The 16,266-nt window shown below is 44.5% G+C and carries 18 protein-coding genes; 5 read left to right on the top strand and 13 right to left on the bottom strand.

All coding sequences use genetic code 11. The features are described 5' to 3' along the window. The first annotated feature begins 121 nt into the window (after positions 1-121). Entirely contained in the window at positions 122-2,545 is a 2,424-nt protein-coding gene (gene plsB, locus LMH68_RS08680) for a glycerol-3-phosphate 1-O-acyltransferase PlsB (RefSeq protein WP_229648279.1), read from the top strand. Positions 2,546-2,648: 103 nt separating this feature from the next. On the opposite strand, the gene ubiA is transcribed toward plsB, so the two are convergent. After that, positions 2,649-3,503, bottom strand: coding sequence for a 4-hydroxybenzoate octaprenyltransferase (gene ubiA, locus LMH68_RS08675; protein ID WP_017061043.1), 855 nt, complete (start codon positions 3,501-3,503; stop codon positions 2,649-2,651). Further along, positions 3,504-4,046: a chorismate lyase gene (locus LMH68_RS08670; protein WP_164091128.1), complete on the bottom strand. Its 543-nt coding sequence runs from the start codon at positions 4,044-4,046 to the stop codon at positions 3,504-3,506. A 162-nt stretch (positions 4,047-4,208) separates the two neighbouring features. Here LMH68_RS08670 and LMH68_RS08665 point away from each other — a divergent pair, with 162 nt between their 5' ends. Then, the gene (locus LMH68_RS08665; protein WP_017063771.1) at positions 4,209-4,616 is read left to right on the top strand and encodes a flagellar basal body-associated protein FliL; all 408 of its coding nucleotides are present in this window, start codon (positions 4,209-4,211) and stop codon (positions 4,614-4,616) included. Between the two features lie 87 nt (positions 4,617-4,703). Here LMH68_RS08665 and glpG read toward each other — a convergent pair whose 3' ends face one another. From glpG to ftsY, 6 genes are all read right to left on the bottom strand, one after another. Next, the gene (gene glpG, locus LMH68_RS08660; protein ID WP_102428643.1) at positions 4,704-5,546 is read right to left on the bottom strand and encodes a rhomboid family intramembrane serine protease GlpG; all 843 of its coding nucleotides are present in this window, start codon (positions 5,544-5,546) and stop codon (positions 4,704-4,706) included. Positions 5,547-5,604: 58 nt separating this feature from the next. Further along, complete coding sequence (gene glpE / locus LMH68_RS08655; protein ID WP_017061039.1) at positions 5,605-5,925, bottom strand: thiosulfate sulfurtransferase GlpE; 321 nt, start codon at positions 5,923-5,925, stop codon at positions 5,605-5,607. A 440-nt stretch (positions 5,926-6,365) separates the two neighbouring features. Then, entirely contained in the window at positions 6,366-7,223 is an 858-nt protein-coding gene (rpoH, locus tag LMH68_RS08650; RefSeq protein ID WP_017055518.1) for an RNA polymerase sigma factor RpoH, read from the bottom strand. A 177-nt stretch (positions 7,224-7,400) separates the two neighbouring features. Further along, positions 7,401-8,369, bottom strand: coding sequence for a permease-like cell division protein FtsX (ftsX, locus tag LMH68_RS08645; RefSeq protein ID WP_229648280.1), 969 nt, complete (start codon positions 8,367-8,369; stop codon positions 7,401-7,403). Beyond that, positions 8,356-9,033 (bottom strand): cell division ATP-binding protein FtsE, encoded by a 678-nt coding sequence (gene ftsE / locus LMH68_RS08640; RefSeq protein ID WP_016791845.1) that lies wholly within the window; start codon positions 9,031-9,033, stop codon positions 8,356-8,358. Before ftsE ends, ftsX begins: the two co-directional genes overlap by 14 nt. Positions 9,034-9,111: 78 nt before the next feature. Then, positions 9,112-10,344, bottom strand: a complete 1,233-nt coding sequence (gene ftsY, locus LMH68_RS08635; RefSeq protein WP_017068601.1) for a signal recognition particle-docking protein FtsY — start codon at positions 10,342-10,344, stop codon at positions 9,112-9,114. A gap of 230 nt (positions 10,345-10,574) precedes the next feature. On the opposite strand from ftsY, the gene rsmD reads away from it, so the two are divergent. Together rsmD and LMH68_RS08625 are read left to right on the top strand one after the other, a co-directional pair. Further along, positions 10,575-11,177: a 16S rRNA (guanine(966)-N(2))-methyltransferase RsmD gene (rsmD, locus tag LMH68_RS08630; RefSeq protein ID WP_017061036.1), complete on the top strand. Its 603-nt coding sequence runs from the start codon at positions 10,575-10,577 to the stop codon at positions 11,175-11,177. Positions 11,178-11,187: 10 nt separating this feature from the next. Continuing rightward, on the top strand, positions 11,188-11,454 hold the full coding sequence (locus tag LMH68_RS08625) for a DUF1145 domain-containing protein (protein WP_016784000.1): 267 nt from the start codon (positions 11,188-11,190) through the stop codon (positions 11,452-11,454). 117 nt (positions 11,455-11,571) lie between these two features. Here the strand turns inward: LMH68_RS08625 and LMH68_RS08620 are convergent, their stop codons facing one another. The 4 genes from LMH68_RS08620 to LMH68_RS08605 all read right to left on the bottom strand — a co-directional run bounded on the left by LMH68_RS08620 (position 11,572) and on the right by LMH68_RS08605 (position 14,612). After that, positions 11,572-12,156, bottom strand: a complete 585-nt coding sequence (locus LMH68_RS08620; protein WP_017061035.1) for a YhgN family NAAT transporter — start codon at positions 12,154-12,156, stop codon at positions 11,572-11,574. Positions 12,157-12,362: 206 nt separating this feature from the next. Continuing rightward, positions 12,363-12,599, bottom strand: coding sequence for a YecH family metal-binding protein (locus LMH68_RS08615; protein ID WP_017066763.1), 237 nt, complete (start codon positions 12,597-12,599; stop codon positions 12,363-12,365). Positions 12,600-12,689: 90 nt separating this feature from the next. After that, complete coding sequence (locus LMH68_RS08610; protein ID WP_017061033.1) at positions 12,690-13,310, bottom strand: lysoplasmalogenase; 621 nt, start codon at positions 13,308-13,310, stop codon at positions 12,690-12,692. 927 nt (positions 13,311-14,237) lie between these two features. Then, a complete protein-coding gene (locus LMH68_RS08605; RefSeq protein ID WP_004736595.1) occupies positions 14,238-14,612 on the bottom strand; it encodes a hypothetical protein in 375 nt (124 codons plus the stop codon). A 244-nt stretch (positions 14,613-14,856) separates the two neighbouring features. On the opposite strand from LMH68_RS08605, the gene LMH68_RS08600 reads away from it, so the two are divergent. After that, the gene (locus LMH68_RS08600) at positions 14,857-15,186 is read left to right on the top strand and encodes a DUF2500 domain-containing protein (protein ID WP_017061032.1); all 330 of its coding nucleotides are present in this window, start codon (positions 14,857-14,859) and stop codon (positions 15,184-15,186) included. A gap of 60 nt (positions 15,187-15,246) precedes the next feature. Here the strand turns inward: LMH68_RS08600 and LMH68_RS08595 are convergent, their stop codons facing one another. After that, positions 15,247-16,260 (bottom strand): acyltransferase, encoded by a 1,014-nt coding sequence (locus tag LMH68_RS08595; protein WP_017061031.1) that lies wholly within the window; start codon positions 16,258-16,260, stop codon positions 15,247-15,249. Between the last annotated feature and the right edge of the window lie 6 nt (positions 16,261-16,266).

Raw genomic sequence — 16,266 nt, 5'->3', positions numbered from 1 at the left:
TGCATCGATTAAATTTACGCCTAGGCTTATCCCTATTTCACTCATAGGATTTATCCTTTTTATCAGAGAAATAGAGATACGCTTCAGCACATTGAAATAACTATTGAGGCAGTGAACCTATATGTCTTCTGGACAATCTTTTTCACGTTCATTAATGAAGCTACCTTTATCCGTATTGGTAAAGGGCACATCAATTCCTTCAAACCCTGTTGAGGATTTGAACGTTGATTTGAGCAAACCGATTGTATACGCCTTACCGTTTCGCTCAAGTGTCGACATTCTTACATTGCAAAAACATGCACTTGAATTAGGCCTACCTGATCCGTTGAGCAAGCTTGAAATCAACGGCAAATCACTGCAACGCTACGTTTTCATCTCTTCTCGCAAAACTCTGCTGCAAGACGATGATTATGTACCAAGCTCATCAATTGAAGTCTTCTCTGAGCTGCTTTCACTGCATGCTGAAGACTCTGATCTCGACGTTCAAGTTATCCCTGCCACTGTATTGTGGGGTCGTAAGCCTGGTAAAGAGAATAACCAGAAACCTTACCTACAAGCAATGAACGGCTTAGAGAAATCAAAAGCGGTATTACTGGCAGGTCGTGACTGCTTGGTTCGCTTTAGTCCTGTGGTTTCTCTACGTTACATGGCTAACTCACACGGCACCGACAACACCATCGCACACAAACTGGCGCGCGTGGCACGTATTCACTTTTCTCGCCAAAAACTTGCAGCATCAGGTCCTAACCTGCCCAGTCGCCAAGCTCTGTTTGACCGCCTACTAAAATCTGAAGCGATCAAGAAAGCGATTGAAGATGAAGCACAAGCAAAAAACATCTCGATCGAGAAAGCGAGCAAAGAAGCTCAAGACATCATGGACGAGATTGCTGCGAACTTCTCTTACTCGCTAATCAAACGCGGTGAGAAGATTCTTGGTTGGTTGTGGAATAAGTTGTATCAAGGCCTGCATATCAGCAACGCTTCAACAGTTCGTAAGCTGGCTCAAGATGGTCACGAGATTGTTTATGTGCCTTGTCATCGTAGTCACATGGATTACTTACTGCTTTCTTACGTGCTTTACCACGAAGGCATGGTGCCGCCGCATATCGCTGCGGGTATCAATCTGAACTTCTTCCCTGCCGGTCCTATTTTTCGTCATGGTGGTGCGTTCTTTATTCGTCGGAGCTTCAAAGGCAACAAGCTGTACTCGACTATTTTCCGTGAATATCTGGCAGAATTGTTCGCTAAAGGTTACTCAGTTGAGTACTTCAGTGAAGGTGGTCGCTCTCGTACGGGTCGTCTACTGCAAGCTAAAACCGGCATGTTGGCGATGACTATTCAGGCTATGCTGCGCGGCATGAACCGTCCAGTAACGTTAGTACCTGTGTACATCGGCTATGAGCACGTAATGGAAGTGGCGACCTACGCAAAAGAACTTCGTGGTAAGCGCAAAGAAAAAGAAAATGCGAGCCTAGTGATTCGTACACTCCGTAAACTGCGCAATTTTGGTAAAGGCTACGTCAACTTTGGTGAGCCGATTCAGCTTAACCAATATCTGAACGAGCACGCTCCAGAGTGGACTAAAGATATCGATCCAATGGGAACCAGCAAGCCACAATGGATGAATCCAGTGGTCAATGACCTGGCAACCAAAATGATGACACACATTAACGATGCGGCAGCGACCAACGCACTAACACTTTGTGCAACGGCGTTACTGGCTTCAAGACAGCGTGCATTGTCTCGTGACTCTTTGGTTTCTCAGATCAACTGTTACCTGTCTCTGCTTAAGAACGTGCCTTACTCTGATACATTTACGGTACCAAAAGACAGTGCTGAAGATCTGGTAAAACACGCTGAATCGCTGAACAAGTTCCTAATTGAATCAGACTCAATGGGCGACATCATTTCGCTAGACCGTCACCAGTCAATTCTGATGACCTACTACCGTAATAACATCATTCATTTGTTTGCTCTACCATCATTAATTGCTCAGATGACCATTCGTCAGCACGGCCTAACCATTGACACGATTCAAGAGAACGTTGCTGCTATCTACCCGTTCTTGAAGAAAGAGTTGTTCTTAAGCTATGACGAAGATCAGCTTGAAAGCGTGGTAGCGAACATCATTGAAGAGCTTGTTGGCCAAGGTATGCTTGTGGTGTCGGACAACCAAGTCACCATCAACCAGTCAAACAGCCAAGCACTGATGCTGTTAGGCCGTACGATTTCAGAAACGCTACAGCGCTACTCTATTGCTTTGAACCTATTGGCAGAAAACCCTGATCTGGATAAATCTGATCTTGAGCAGAAGAGCCAAGACATCGCACAACGACTGGGACGTCTACAAGGCATTAATGCACCAGAGTTCTTCGATAAAGGCGTGTTTGCGTCGATGTTCGCCACTTTGAAACAGCAGCAATATCTGGATAACGATGGTAACTGCGATTTAGAAAAGACTCAGCAATTCGCTAAGCTTCTCTACTCAATGCTTTACCCTGAAGTACGTTTGACGATTCAAGAGAGTATCCACCAAGCGGAGTAATCATCAGCTTAGAATCTCTTGAATAGCGAGACCGAACACGATCAAAAAAGGCACCCAATGGGTGCCTTTTTCTTTAGCGTTCGTTAACTCGAAAAGCGGATGCTTACCAGAAGGTAATGAACAAGCCCGCTGTCACTGCCATTCCAACATAGTTGTTGTTTAGAAAGGCTTGGAAACAAAGGTCTCGATCACGGTGGCGCATCAGGTGTTGTTGATACACAAATAAGCTTCCCGCTACCAACAGTGCCCAATAGAAGGTATCTCCTAGTTGGTAATGCATGCCTAACGCAATCAGCATCGCTAGGGTGACGAGTTGCAAAGAGCCAACAATCAGTTTATCGAAGCGACCAAATAAAATAGCCGTCGATTTAATACCAATCTTCAAGTCATCATCTCGGTCAACCATCGCATATTGCGTGTCGTAAGCAATCGTCCACAACGCGTTAATCACGAAGACAAACCACACAATGCTTGGCAGTTCATTGGTTTGTGCCGCCCAAGCCATTGGTATCGCCCAACTAAACGCTAAGCCAAGAAACAACTGTGGAAGATGCGTAAAACGCTTCATGAAAGGGTAAATGAACGCCAGACCCACACCAATAAATGAGAGCTTAATGGTCAGTGGATTCATGGTGAGTACCAGCAAGAATGAAACTACGGCTAGCACTAAAAAGAGCAGAATCGCTTCCTTACTGGAAACCAAACCAGACGGCAGTGGACGCTGCTTGGTACGTTTAACATGACCATCTACTTTACGGTCCGCAAAGTCATTGATCACACAGCCAGCTGAACGCATCAACACCACGCCGAGTACAAAAACAACCAAGACATCAAAATCAGGCATACCTTGTGCGGCGATAATCAGTGACCACAAGGTCGGCCAAAGGAGTAATAGGGTACCAATCGGGCGATTCATTCGCGTTAATTGCCAATACGCCTTCGCTTTGGTGGCAAGCATTTACACACTCTCCTTAGAGTAAATGGGTGATGTTGGTAAAAACAGTTCTGCCACAAGCATCGGTTTATGGTTCATCCATAATCGAGAACGACGCGCGAGTAATCGCTCATCGCCTGCGATAACCCAACCAACTTGCAGCGCATCTCGCTCCACGTTCTCAGCACTAAAAACGGTCAATCCAAGCGGAACATTACCTTGTTGAGAAAGGTCTGAGTGCTGATGATCTTCTAATGTGACTCGGGGAATCAAGGTTCGACCTAACACCCACGGTTCGTCATCACCCTTTAAAATCACTTTACGCAGTAAGCAATCAAACGATGATAAAAGATGTTCCTCGTCTTGTTGCAACATTGAGCGTTCTACAACTTGATTATGAAGCAACTCAACAGACAGGTGCTGACAGCACTTCCCCAACTTGCGGGAAAGAGAACCTTGCTCCATCAGCCACTCTTTGGTGGTTTCATTAGGAAAATCAAATGTTTCTGTACTTTGCCAATCTACATTCATTAACGAATTAAGATACAGCGATATTGGCTGATTCATACTAGTATTCAATAGGTGACTTTACACGTACAATAAAGCTTCAACTTTCGAACAAAATTAAAGCGTTCTTCGAATTGTAAACGTATTTAGATTTAGACCGCTCATTGTAACAAGACTAATGCGTTTCGAATATCGCGAATAAACTAAAGAAAAGTCACAAATATGCACAAACGTTATGTAGCCCAAATATTTCTTGCGATTACCCTACTCTTTTCAGCATCAAGTTTCGCGGAAGAGGAGTCGGCAGCTAAACTCGCCTACTTCACGCTAGAGCCAGACCTGACCACCAATTTTTACACTAAAGGTAAAAAACTGGGCTACATTCAGGTTCGCCTCGACATCATGGTGGCAAATAGTAGCGACTTGGCCGCTATTGAGCATCACCAACCACTGATTCGCGATGCGGTGATTGAATTGCTTGGCAAACAAAACGAAGAAACCATTAAATCTCTATCTGGCCGTGAAGACTTAAGAAAATCCTTAGTTGAACACCTCAACAAGATTTTGCTTCCAGAGACAGGTAAAACCCTGATTGCTGACTTACTGTTTACCAAATACCTTTATCAGTAATGATGTAAAACGAATCCCAATAAAAAAGCGGCTCATCTGGCCGCTTTTTTTGTCTCTATCGTTTGGCTACTCATTAGAAGATATGAATTAGCTTCTTGTCGAGCTTGGTGCTTTCATCGCATCGATAAAGCCAATAATCACACCAGCGGCTAGACCAGCTAAATGCGCCGTATTGGCGATAGCCATAAATGGCTGCATGTACCCAAGCACCAACCACACCAACATAAAGCCGACAATCTGTCTTGGGATACCTAAACCAAGTTGTGGCGCCTTCGCACCAACCACCCATAAGTAACCAACCAAGGCATACACAACACCAGACAAACCACCGAAGTTCGCCCCTTCAACCCAATACTGCCCAGCACCTGAAAGCGCAGAAGAGACAGCAAAGATCTGAAGTAGCTTGAGGCTGCCAAGTTTCTTCTCAATGTCTCCACCTAGCTGCCACCACCACAAAATATTAAATGCGATGTGCATAACAGAGAAATGTAGAACGGCATGACTCAACCAACGCCACAGCTGCCATTGCTGTCCATCCACCGCTGGGAAATGTAGGGCATTGAAAATAGCTTGGCCAAAACCGATCTGTTGCAGCGCAAAAATCACCACACACACCAACATCAGGCTTAGTGTCACTGGGCCTGCTTTGGCTTTGATCATGCCCATGAAGCTTGGCGTGTGGTAATGGAAGTTGCTCTTTCTGGTCTCTGCCATGTCCCAAGATGCAGCTTGATAGCGCTTATGATTGGGCTCAGCCAGAAAACGATTCAGCTCAGCTTCGGTTTCAACCTGAAATTGGCCATCAAGAAGCCAAAGAGCAAAACGCCCTTCTCCCTCTGGAGACATCTGAATAGGGATCTGACGAGAGGCCATATAATCAATAAATGCTTGAGCAAGACGTGGATTGTCTAACACCATCAATCTAATCATTGTTACTTCCTATTCATTCTATGAGGGATGCTTGAGGCGGTTCAGGTGATGAAAGTCATTAACCTGCGATCACTGGAAGTTCAGCACGATGCCAAGCTTCGAAACCACCATCAACACTATATACCTCTTCAAAGCCTTGGTTCACTAAATATTGTGCCGCACCTTGGCTACTGATGCCGTGGTAGCACATCACTAAGATAGGTTGTTCGAACTCAACCTCATCCATGAATGACACCATCGTATCGTTAGTCAGGTGGTAGGCTGTTTTTGGGTGGGCAACCGCAAAAGACTGCGGGTCACGTATATCGACAAGTCGAGCTTCGCCTTGTTCGATGAGGGCTTGAGCGCCTTTAACATCGATATGTTTAAACTGGTCCATGACTTTCTCTTTTTATACTGATTTACTTTGCTGCCATTGTAACCTATCCCAAGGCTAACATTCACATCCACTTAATAAGGTTATCCACCAGCGATCACTTTTACACCATTTGTGGATAAATCTGTGAATTGCGTGAATAAAGTGTCTTTTCAAAAATAGATCCACAACATGTAGTAATGATCCTGATCTAACTGTGGGTTAACTGAAACATATCCCCACTCGAAAAACCCCGTCAAAGCCTTACTACACACTGCTTTTAGATAGCTGACGAATAAACTTCTCACAGAGTTATCCACAAAATCATTTTGCAAATTTCGATCGCAAAAGTTGAGAAATCGATCCAAAACAAAAAGGCCGAGATCTCTCGATCTCGGCCTTTTCAAAATTCAGCTATTTGTTAGCTCTACTAGAAAGTAGAAGCTAATAGAAACTAGATGCTATTAGAAATCACCAACGGCTTGTTTCAATTTCTTCATCGCATTCTTTTCTAACTGGCGAACACGCTCAGCTGATATACTGTAGGTATCCGCTAAGTCTTGCAGGGTTGCCTTGTTGTCGTCTAACCAACGTGAGCGAACAATGTGTTGGCTACGCTCGTCTAAGCTTGCTAGTGCTAGCCCTAGGCGATTATTGGTGTGTGACTCCCAGTTAGCCGCTTCAACCGTCTCAGCAACGTCTGACGCCTTGTCTTCTAGGTAGTAAACTGGAGCAGTGTAAGCAGAACCGCCATCGTCATCGTCCATAGGCGCTTCAAACGTCGCATCTTGTGCTGCTAAGCGAGATTCCATCTCACGAACTTCTGAAGGCTCAACACCCAGTTCACGAGCAACCGTCTCAACTTCACCGTTATTGAACCAACCCAAACGCTTTTTAGACTTACGAAGGTTAAAGAACAGTTTACGCTGTGCCTTAGTGGTCGCAATTTTAACGATACGCCAGTTACGTAGAACGTATTCATGGATTTCAGCTTTGATCCAGTGAACAGCAAACGAGACGAGACGAACACCAACTTCTGGATTGAAGCGCTTAACAGCCTTCATCAAGCCGATGTTACCTTCTTGGACGAGATCAGCCATTGGTAGCCCGTAGCCAGAGTAGCCTCTTGCAACGTGCACCACGAATCTTAGGTGGGAAAGGATCAAGCCTTTCGCAGCGTCGATCTCACCTTTGTAATGTAATCGCTCTGCAAGTCCACGTTCCTCTTCAGGAGTCAGCATAGGGTAGCTGTTCGCTGAGCGGATATAGCTATCTAAACTATCTTGTGTGACTAAAGCCATTTGATACGCTTGGTTTGCCATTCGGTTCCTCATCAATCTCTGATCTGGAGTAATACATCTATTAAAACCCTACAATCTTGAACCTAAAATGAACAGGTTTCAAGGAGGGGGAAGTAATTATGCATAATCAATTCGTCTATACAAGGCAAAAACTGGTTAAGAAGTGCCTATTTTTCGTCTAAATATGACTCTATTCACCTAAACTGGTTCAATTTCTTTTAGGTGACGCTGTGCAGAAAGCTTTGCAGCCACACTACCAAGCAGAGTTCCGACGATCAAAAGCAGTAAAGATTCATCCCAACTCAGGCCAATTAAACGGAAGTGGCTGTCGTATAGCTGAGCCAAGTCATCCACCGCGCTGTTCAGCAATACGGTAATCAATGCCGTCATTACCCAAGCGCTAATCGAACCTAAAACGCCAAACCACATCCCAGCATAAAGGTATGGTCGAAGAATGTAGCTGTCGGTCGCACCAATCAGCTTCATGGTTTGAATCTCTTCTTTATGCGCCAACACATTAAATCGTAGTGTATTGCCGATAATCAGAAATACCGCGCCCAGCATCAATACCGTTAAGGTAATCACGATGACAGCCGCTAATGCTTTGATCGCATCTAATCGCGCTAACCAATCTTCGTCTAGGCGAACATCGGTCACTAATTCTTGTTGTTTAACTGTGCCTGCCAGCTCTTTAATTAAGGTATCGCTGTGCACGCTTGGCGTAATCACCAGCACACCTGGCAGTGAATAATCGTCGAGAATGGTTAGGGCGTCTTCAAAACCAGAATACTGGCTGAGGTCTGCAAGCCCTTGCTGCGGAGAAATGTACTCCACGAGCTCAACTTGATCCCAACTTTCGATTTCATCCTTAAGCACCATTACTCGTGGCTCAGGAATACCATCCTCTACATAAGCACTTATTTGTGACGGGCTAGTGACATCTTGCGCCACTTCCCCTACATTTTTACCTAATAGGTACAAACAAGCTGGCATCGCCAACGCCATAGAGATCACCGCAAGGGTCAGTAAGTTGCCTACCGGGCGCTGCCACATTTGCGAGAACGATGACTTGGCTTGTTTCCAGTGAACAACAAAGAAGCCGTCGCTTGAAGCGCGGTTTGCTGCTCGATTAGATTGAGGTTTTTTGATGCGCTTATTCGCGGCCATAGTCTTCAACCTCACTCAAAAATCCTTGGTTTAATTCAAGATGGCGGTACTGAGGGCGAGTGTTCACTAACCCGATATCATGCGTCGCTAGGATGATCGTCACACCTGCGCGGTTGAATTCTTCAAATAATCGCAACACACGGTTAGATAATTCAGGGTCTAGATTACCGGTAGGCTCATCGGCTAAAAGCAGAGTTGGACGGTTAACCACGGCGCGAGCAATACCTACTCGTTGCTGTTCACCACCAGATAACTGACTTGGTAGGCAACGCGCCTTATCAAGTAATCCGGTTTTATCCAACGCAGCACTAACTCGACGTTTTATTTCGTTTTCAGAAATAGATTCAATACGCATAGGCAGAGCGACGTTATCGAAAATCGAGCGATCCATCAGCAGGCGGTGATCTTGAAAAACAATCCCAATATTACGTCGTAAAAAAGGAATGTCTTTGACTGGAATCCGAGTGATATCGTGATCATTGAACCAAACACGGCCATCAGTCGGACGCTCAATAGCACAGATCAACTTCAGCAAGGTACTTTTACCAGCCCCAGAGTGCCCACCCAAAAAAGCCATCTCTCCACGTTTCAGGTGAAAGTCCACTTTTTGGAGCGCTTGTCTTCCACCTCGGTAGGCTTTACTCACTTGCTGAAATTTGATCACCGAAAATTCCTCTTACGATCACTAATATCAAATTTAAAAACGGTAGCAGATTAAGGATAAACCACTTTGCTACTCGCGTTACTCTTCGCGGCTAAATAGTGCTTCAATGAAGTCTTTAGATTCAAATGGACGCAGGTCATCAATACCTTCACCCACACCAATGTAGCGGATTGGAATCTGGAACTGGTCAGCAATTGAGAAAATTACACCACCTTTCGCCGTACCATCTAGCTTAGTCAGTGTAATACCCGTAACTGGAGCCACTTCACTGAACAACTTCGCTTGGCTGATAGCGTTCTGACCTGTACCTGCATCGAGCGTTAGCATGATTTCGTGTGGCGCAGAGTCATCAATCTTCTTCATTACACGAACGATCTTGCGTAGCTCTTCCATCAGGTTGCTCTTGTTCTGCAAACGACCGGCTGTATCAGCAATCACAACATCAACACCACGAGCCTTCGCTGCTTCAATCGCATCGTAGATAACAGACGCACTGTCCGCACCAGTGTGTTGAGCGATAACTGGCACATCGTTACGCTGACCCCAAACCTGAAGCTGTTCAACGGCTGCAGCACGGAAGGTATCACCCGCTGCTAGCATCACTTTCTTGCCTTCATTTTGGAATTGTTTCGCCAGCTTACCGATCGTAGTTGTCTTACCTACACCGTTCACACCCACCATTAAGATAACGTAAGGTGTTTTAGTGGTATCAACAACCAGTGGCTGTTCCACTTGGCTTAAGATGTCTGCCATCTCTTCTTTGAGCAGACCATAAAGCGCTTCACCGTCTTTTAGGTCATTGCGAGATGCTTTTTCTGTCAGGTTTTCAATGATCTTAACCGTGGTATTCATACCCACGTCAGCAATCAGAAGTTGCTCTTCTAGCTCTTCAAACAGGTCTTCATCGATTTGCTTGCCTTTGAACAGACCAAAGAAACCAGCACCGATGTTTGCTTTAGTGCGGCTTAGGCTGCGCTTAAGACGAGCAAAGAAGCTTTCTGTCGGCTTCTCTTGTACTTCTTCAACCTTAGCTTGAGGAACTGCCACTTCTTCCTGTTCTGCTTCTGCTTCTGCTTCTGCTTCTGCTGCGACAGGTTGCTGCTCTTGTTGAGCTTCTTCAAGCGCTTGCTCAGATTCAGTTGGCTTAACTTGTTCAGCTTCAGGCGCGACCTGTTCAGCCTCAACTTGTGATTCAACTTCAGTTTGATCTTCAACGCTTTCTACGTTCGCTTCATTCTGAGTTTTTGGGCTTTGTTCTTCTTCACCAAAACCAAGCCACGATAATAATCCGCGCTTCTTTTTTTCCGTCATCAGAGGAGTTTCCTAGATCTACTAATTAGCTGTATTGACTTAATACACGTCGACTCTTTGCTATTGTTATACAATACAAGCTTGTACAAACGAATAGTAAAGAAAAATGACAAAGCAGTGATAAGTTTGCTTTTAGCTTGATACACTTTGTCATTGCAAATTTATTTAATACACGAACCCACTTAAATTGGGCTCGGTATAGTATCACTTTATTAGCGGTCAAAAAATCTATGGTAAGACGTCGCCAGCAAAACACATCACAAAAAAAGCCATCCGGAGGCTTTGTTCGAATTATTAGTGGCTCATGGAGAGGTAGAAAGCTGCCTGTTCATGATTTAGAAGGATTACGCCCAACCATTGACCGAGTAAAAGAAACACTCTTTAACTGGGTGGCTCAAGATATCCCACATTCAACTTGCTTGGATGTATTTGCCGGTTCTGGCGGTCTAGGTTTTGAAGCAGCTTCTCGCCAAGCCAAAATGGTGACACTGCTCGAAATGAATCAAAAGGCGGCTAAACAGCTTTCTGATAACGCGAAAGAGCTCAAGGCAGACAACATTAATGTCGTGAATACTGATGCTATCTCTTTCCTTAAGAAACCAGGCACTCCTTACGATATGGTTTTCCTTGATCCACCATTTCGCAAAGGCTTACTGGCAGAAACAGTACAACTGCTTGAGAGTAACGGTTGGCTTGCAGACAATGCCATCATTTACGTCGAGACAGAGAAAGAACTGAAACTCGAAGCTATGCCAGAGAACTGGGAATTGCATCGCGATAAGACCACCGGACAGTCAAGCTACCGACTGTTCAATCGAATTACTGAAGAATAGGAGTTATTGAATGAAGTTCTTGCTTCCACTAGCAAAAGCAGCCATCGCCTTTGTTTGGTTTATCTTGATCGTAAATATTTTCTACCCGTTCCCGGGTAATGCTGCGATTGCGCTTTATATCATGACAGCATTCTTGTTCTTCATGCACGGCCTGCAGATGCTGATTTTCATCGGTGCTTTCGGCGACAAGATCGAGATGTCACGTTGGGAGAAGTGGTCAATATTGATTTTCGGTGTCTTCGCCTTACTCGATATCCGACGCAAACACATGATGTAATCGAGCTTAAGCCCAGATATAAAACGCTTAGCTACAGAAAACATCATGACAGAAACAGTAGAGACAAAAACGCCGCTCATTTGAGCGGCGTTTTTTTATTCAGCAATGATATTGATGTTAGCCCATGTAGCCTTTCACACCATCGAGGAACATTTGCGTCGACAGCATAACCAACAACAAGCCCATCAAGCGTTCGATGGCTTTAAGCCCTCTCTCTCCCAGCACTCGCAGGAAGAAGCCATTAAACATCAGAATGAAGAAGGTAGCGCCCCAAGCCAGCATCACAGCCGCTGAAAGCTCTAACATATTGTCAGGGTGCTGTGTCGACAACAGAATCAATGCCGCAATCACTGAAGGGCCAGCAATCATTGGGATCGCCATCGGCACAATAAACGGTTCTTCACCCGCCGCGAGGCCAGTAATACTACCCGCACTTGGGAAAATCATCTTAATCGCGATAATAAACAGAATAATACCGCCAGAGATACTCAAGGTTTCAGGCTGCACGTGCAGGAAGTTCATGATGCTTTGACCCGCAAATAAGAACAGCAGCAAGATAACCAGTGCGAACATCAGCTCACGAATCAGAACAATACGGCGACGCTTCGGGTCAATATGCTTAAGGATAGAGAGCACGATTGGCAAGTTGCCAAGCGGGTCCATGATAAGAAACAGCATGGTTGCTGCAGATAAGATTTCCATAAGTTTGTCTCGAAAAGCGTAAGTGCGCGGAGTATAGCAGCCTCAACATTGATTTTCGAACGCAGTGATAAGCGGGTTAACTGATGCTTTTAAAAGGGGATGTTATAAGAAGGCAAATTAGCGAAAGCAGATTGAAAGGTAATGAAAAGAGTGGAGCCGAAACATGCACCCACTCTTTATTCACGAATAAAACAAGCCACTAAGAATTAGTGATTACACACACGTTCGCGGTTAGTGCAAAGCTTATCATCGACAACGACAACCTTTTCCATCTTCAAGAAAAACTTCAACAGGCTATCTAAATCCAGACCATTGAGCTTACAAGTATGGAAGCGAGCTTCTTCGCCATAGGTTTGAGCAAGCGCTAATGTTAGCTCTTCGCGAGTCAGTGGCTTTTCACTAAGCAGGTTTAAAACGTTGTGTGCGTGAATTTCAGTCGTCATAACTCAATCTCATGTTTAATGAATTACACGTAGAGTACCGAGTTTTAGCAACGCCGTTTTGATGTAGCTCAGGCTTGAGAGAGCTCTACCCTAAATAGTAATCGATGCGACGATGAATGCGTGTGCGAGAAAGTAACTGCCCGTTACCCAAAAGTAAGCGCCCTTGATTGGGCTGCGGTAACTGTTTAGCGCATAAGCTAAGGCCGAAAGGAGCAGCACGCTACAGCCAGCAAAACCGACCGCGTGTGATAACTGAGGATCCAGCAGCCAAACCTCACCAGAAGCCCATGCTAACTGAATAAGCACAATGCCCATGATGACCACGGGAAAAACGAGTTTGTCTAAGCGTGGCAGCAGTAAAAAGAAAGCAACAACGCAAGCTGCCAATAACAGCGCGAACAACCACCAAACCATTTCACCTGATAGCTGTAACCAAAAAGCTTTGCTGTAACAGAGTTGAGCCAATAAGAAGCAGACAAAATGCAGAGGGCGTTTTTGAGTGAGAGTATGAAGCACATCTGCGATCGCAGAGATAGCCAACCCCGCAACTATCCAATAGGTAAAGTCAGCCACAACCGACTGAGTTAAAGCAATTGTCGCTAATAATACAAAGGTAAATACCTTATACGATAAGGCCTGACCGATATGTCCATGTTTCGTTCCTGCTATTGCTCCGATACCAGATAAGGAAACCGCTAACCAACTCCACATACCACTTGCCCTATTGCTTTAAATCGTCGCCAGTCTAGGCACACGAGTGTTGATGTAAAGCCTCAGCCCCTCAAAATTGGATCTTGATTACGCTTCCACTAAAAAGAGTCTCTTTAGATTGAAGTCGTAACAATTACCACCATGACAATGGCCATTCGTTTAAAACTAGAACGAATCATCATAAAACCCATTCAAACTGGCATTAGAGTCGCCATACTTGAATTTTGGCCAATTCTAACCTATCGACCCCACCAAAACCGGCCTAATTCCGTAAAATACCACACTTAAAAAATTAAAATAACCACATTTAAAGTAAATAATAACAATAACTTAAATAAACAAACTCAAGATTAATAGGAAAATAAAAACGCCAACCAAGCCTAGACTTGTAAAGTAGCCAGTTTTCTTTTTTAACGCCCAGTTTTGTCAGGTTATTTCAAGCCTCCGGTAAAAATCGCCACAAAAACCAAGCCGAAAACTTAAAAAACCAACCAAAACCAACCTAGCCACCACCAACCTCTATTAATACAGTTTAACAACCTTTAACAATATAAATTACACAAAACAACCATTACAAAACAACAAGTTAAATCAAATTAGAACAAACATAAATCACAACGAACAAATTAAGAACACACCATAAAACACAGTTAAACACTGCCAAACAAGCCAAAAACTCATAGTTTTCTACTACTTTTAAAGCTTTCGAAAGTAATTCTTGATCTAAGGCCATAAGTAGTGCTATTCTTTAAAACATAGCGAGAGACAACCAAATTTAGGAGTAGTGTTATGATTTCATCTTCGCAAAGACAAGGACTTGTAATGATCGCGGTAGTTGTAGGTCTAATGACACTACCGATGATGTACTAAGCAAGTTACAGATAAAAAAAGGGACGCCATGAGCGTCCCTTTTTTTGTTCAATTTTTTCACTTCGAAAACAGATGCAGTGTTAGCACATCCCAGTTCGCATAATAGAAACCTGCGGCAGCTAAAGTCATTGCCATCATCAGTAAGATCGCAACTCGCCAGATAAAACGACCACTACGTGGAGTCAGCTCCTTCTCACAGTCGTTACACATCATGATGAACTTATGTTGGTCTTCCAACTTAGCCTCATGTTCATTGACTACCTTATTACGACACGTTGCGATATAGCGCAGCTTGCTCACCATATCGTGCGGTAGCCTTTCTTCACAGCTTGTTACAAGCTCATGCAATCCTTCGCCTTCGGCATGATATTGAAGCCTCAATAATTTCTCTATATTGCGAGTTCTTGTCACCACTTTTTCAATATCGGTCATCTTAGCCCTCCCACTCCACACTATAATTCTAGTCGAGCATTTCCCTATTCTTATACAAAATCACTGTTATTTACGAGAGAAAGAGACAATAAATAACAATGCTTTATCCCAAACTGACCATTAAATGTGATGTCTGCCGAAAAATAATCAGCTTGGCTTACAACAGTTCACGAATAACGGCTTTAAACACATATCCCTATTGCCTGAAAGACTAGAATAACCATCACGACTACATGGAGGTTATATGCCTAATTCACTCTTTTTTGCCATCTTTGCTCTCGCTGCTCTAGCGGCTTGGGTATTTATTGGTTTCTATCGAAAACACTCGCAAGGTGAAAATGCGCCAGAGAAGAAAGTGAATGTCACGGTGTTAGACAAACAATCGATCGACCTTCCTGACGCAGAACCGGGCCAAGAAGATCAAGAGTACTGGATTTACGTTCAACGTGGTGTGGTTGGTCCGAAGCGAGAATTCCAAGTCGGCATCCACTATTTCCACGCCCTTAACCCTGGCGACAAAGGAACCTTAACCTACCAAGGCGATAAGTTCTTACACTTTGCGTTGAAGCGCTAAACGTCAGCCGCTTCAACTGTCGTCCCTAAGCAATCCATCAGAAAGCCTTAGCAATCACCGCTAAGGCAATAACCAACGCGTTTTCTCTGACTTAGACACCAACCAGCTCATCCATAATGCGCCAGCTCCGCTGATCACAATCCATAATGGAATAACCCATGCCGGATGTCCTTGGTACCAACCAAACTCTTTCATCGGCCACAAGAAAATCGGGTGCAGCAGGTAAATACCTAAGCTGTGCTTACTGATAAAGCCAACCACTTGGTTACTCTTCTCAGACAGGCCTTCACCATAGTAACGGCATACCATGAACACCATGCTCGCGGCTAATACGGTATTCAACGTTTTGTAAGATAGCCAGCGCCCTACCGTGTACTCTTCTGCTACCAAGCTTGCATCAACCACCATGTAAACCGTGGTTAGTAACGCTAGCCCACCCAGTAACACACTCACGCCAACGGTCATCTTGTTAAGTGGCACAATCTTATACAGCAAGTAACCCAATGGTAAGTAACCGGTGTACAACCACAATTCGTGACTCCAAGGGCCATCGATTTTCAGTAAGAACAGCAATGTTGTGAACAACCATACCGCCGTAAAGGCATAGACCGATCTATCACCGTACTTTCTAACCATGATCTGCAAGAACGGAATCACAAAATAGAGTGGGATGAAGTAATAGAAGAAACCAAGGTGGTAATAGGTGTAATGATGGTAGCTATTAAGCAACACGTCCCAACTGACGTCGGCATCAAAGCCCATTGCTGACCAGCCCGACAGATAGGTATAGAAAAGCGACCAGACAATGAAAGGTATCAGTACCTTGCCTAAACGACGCTTGAGGTAGTATTTGGCGTCAAACGGGCGCTGATCACTGAGCATCAGTGCGCCAGTAATCAAAATGAACACAGGTACTGCCCAGCGGCTGAAACCGTTTACCGTAATGGCAGTAAGCCATTCACCGAAAGGAATAGTGCCCAACTCATTGCGATAAGGCGCCAAAACATGAATCGCGATAACCGCTACGGCCGCGACACATCGTGCTAAATCAAAAAAGAGAATTCGCTGCTTCATGTAAAT

The organism is Vibrio sp. F13, assembly GCF_020806305.2.
GTDB classification, from domain to species: domain Bacteria; phylum Pseudomonadota; class Gammaproteobacteria; order Enterobacterales; family Vibrionaceae; genus Vibrio; species Vibrio crassostreae_C.
This window is presented reverse-complemented; position numbering and strand designations above follow the sequence as displayed.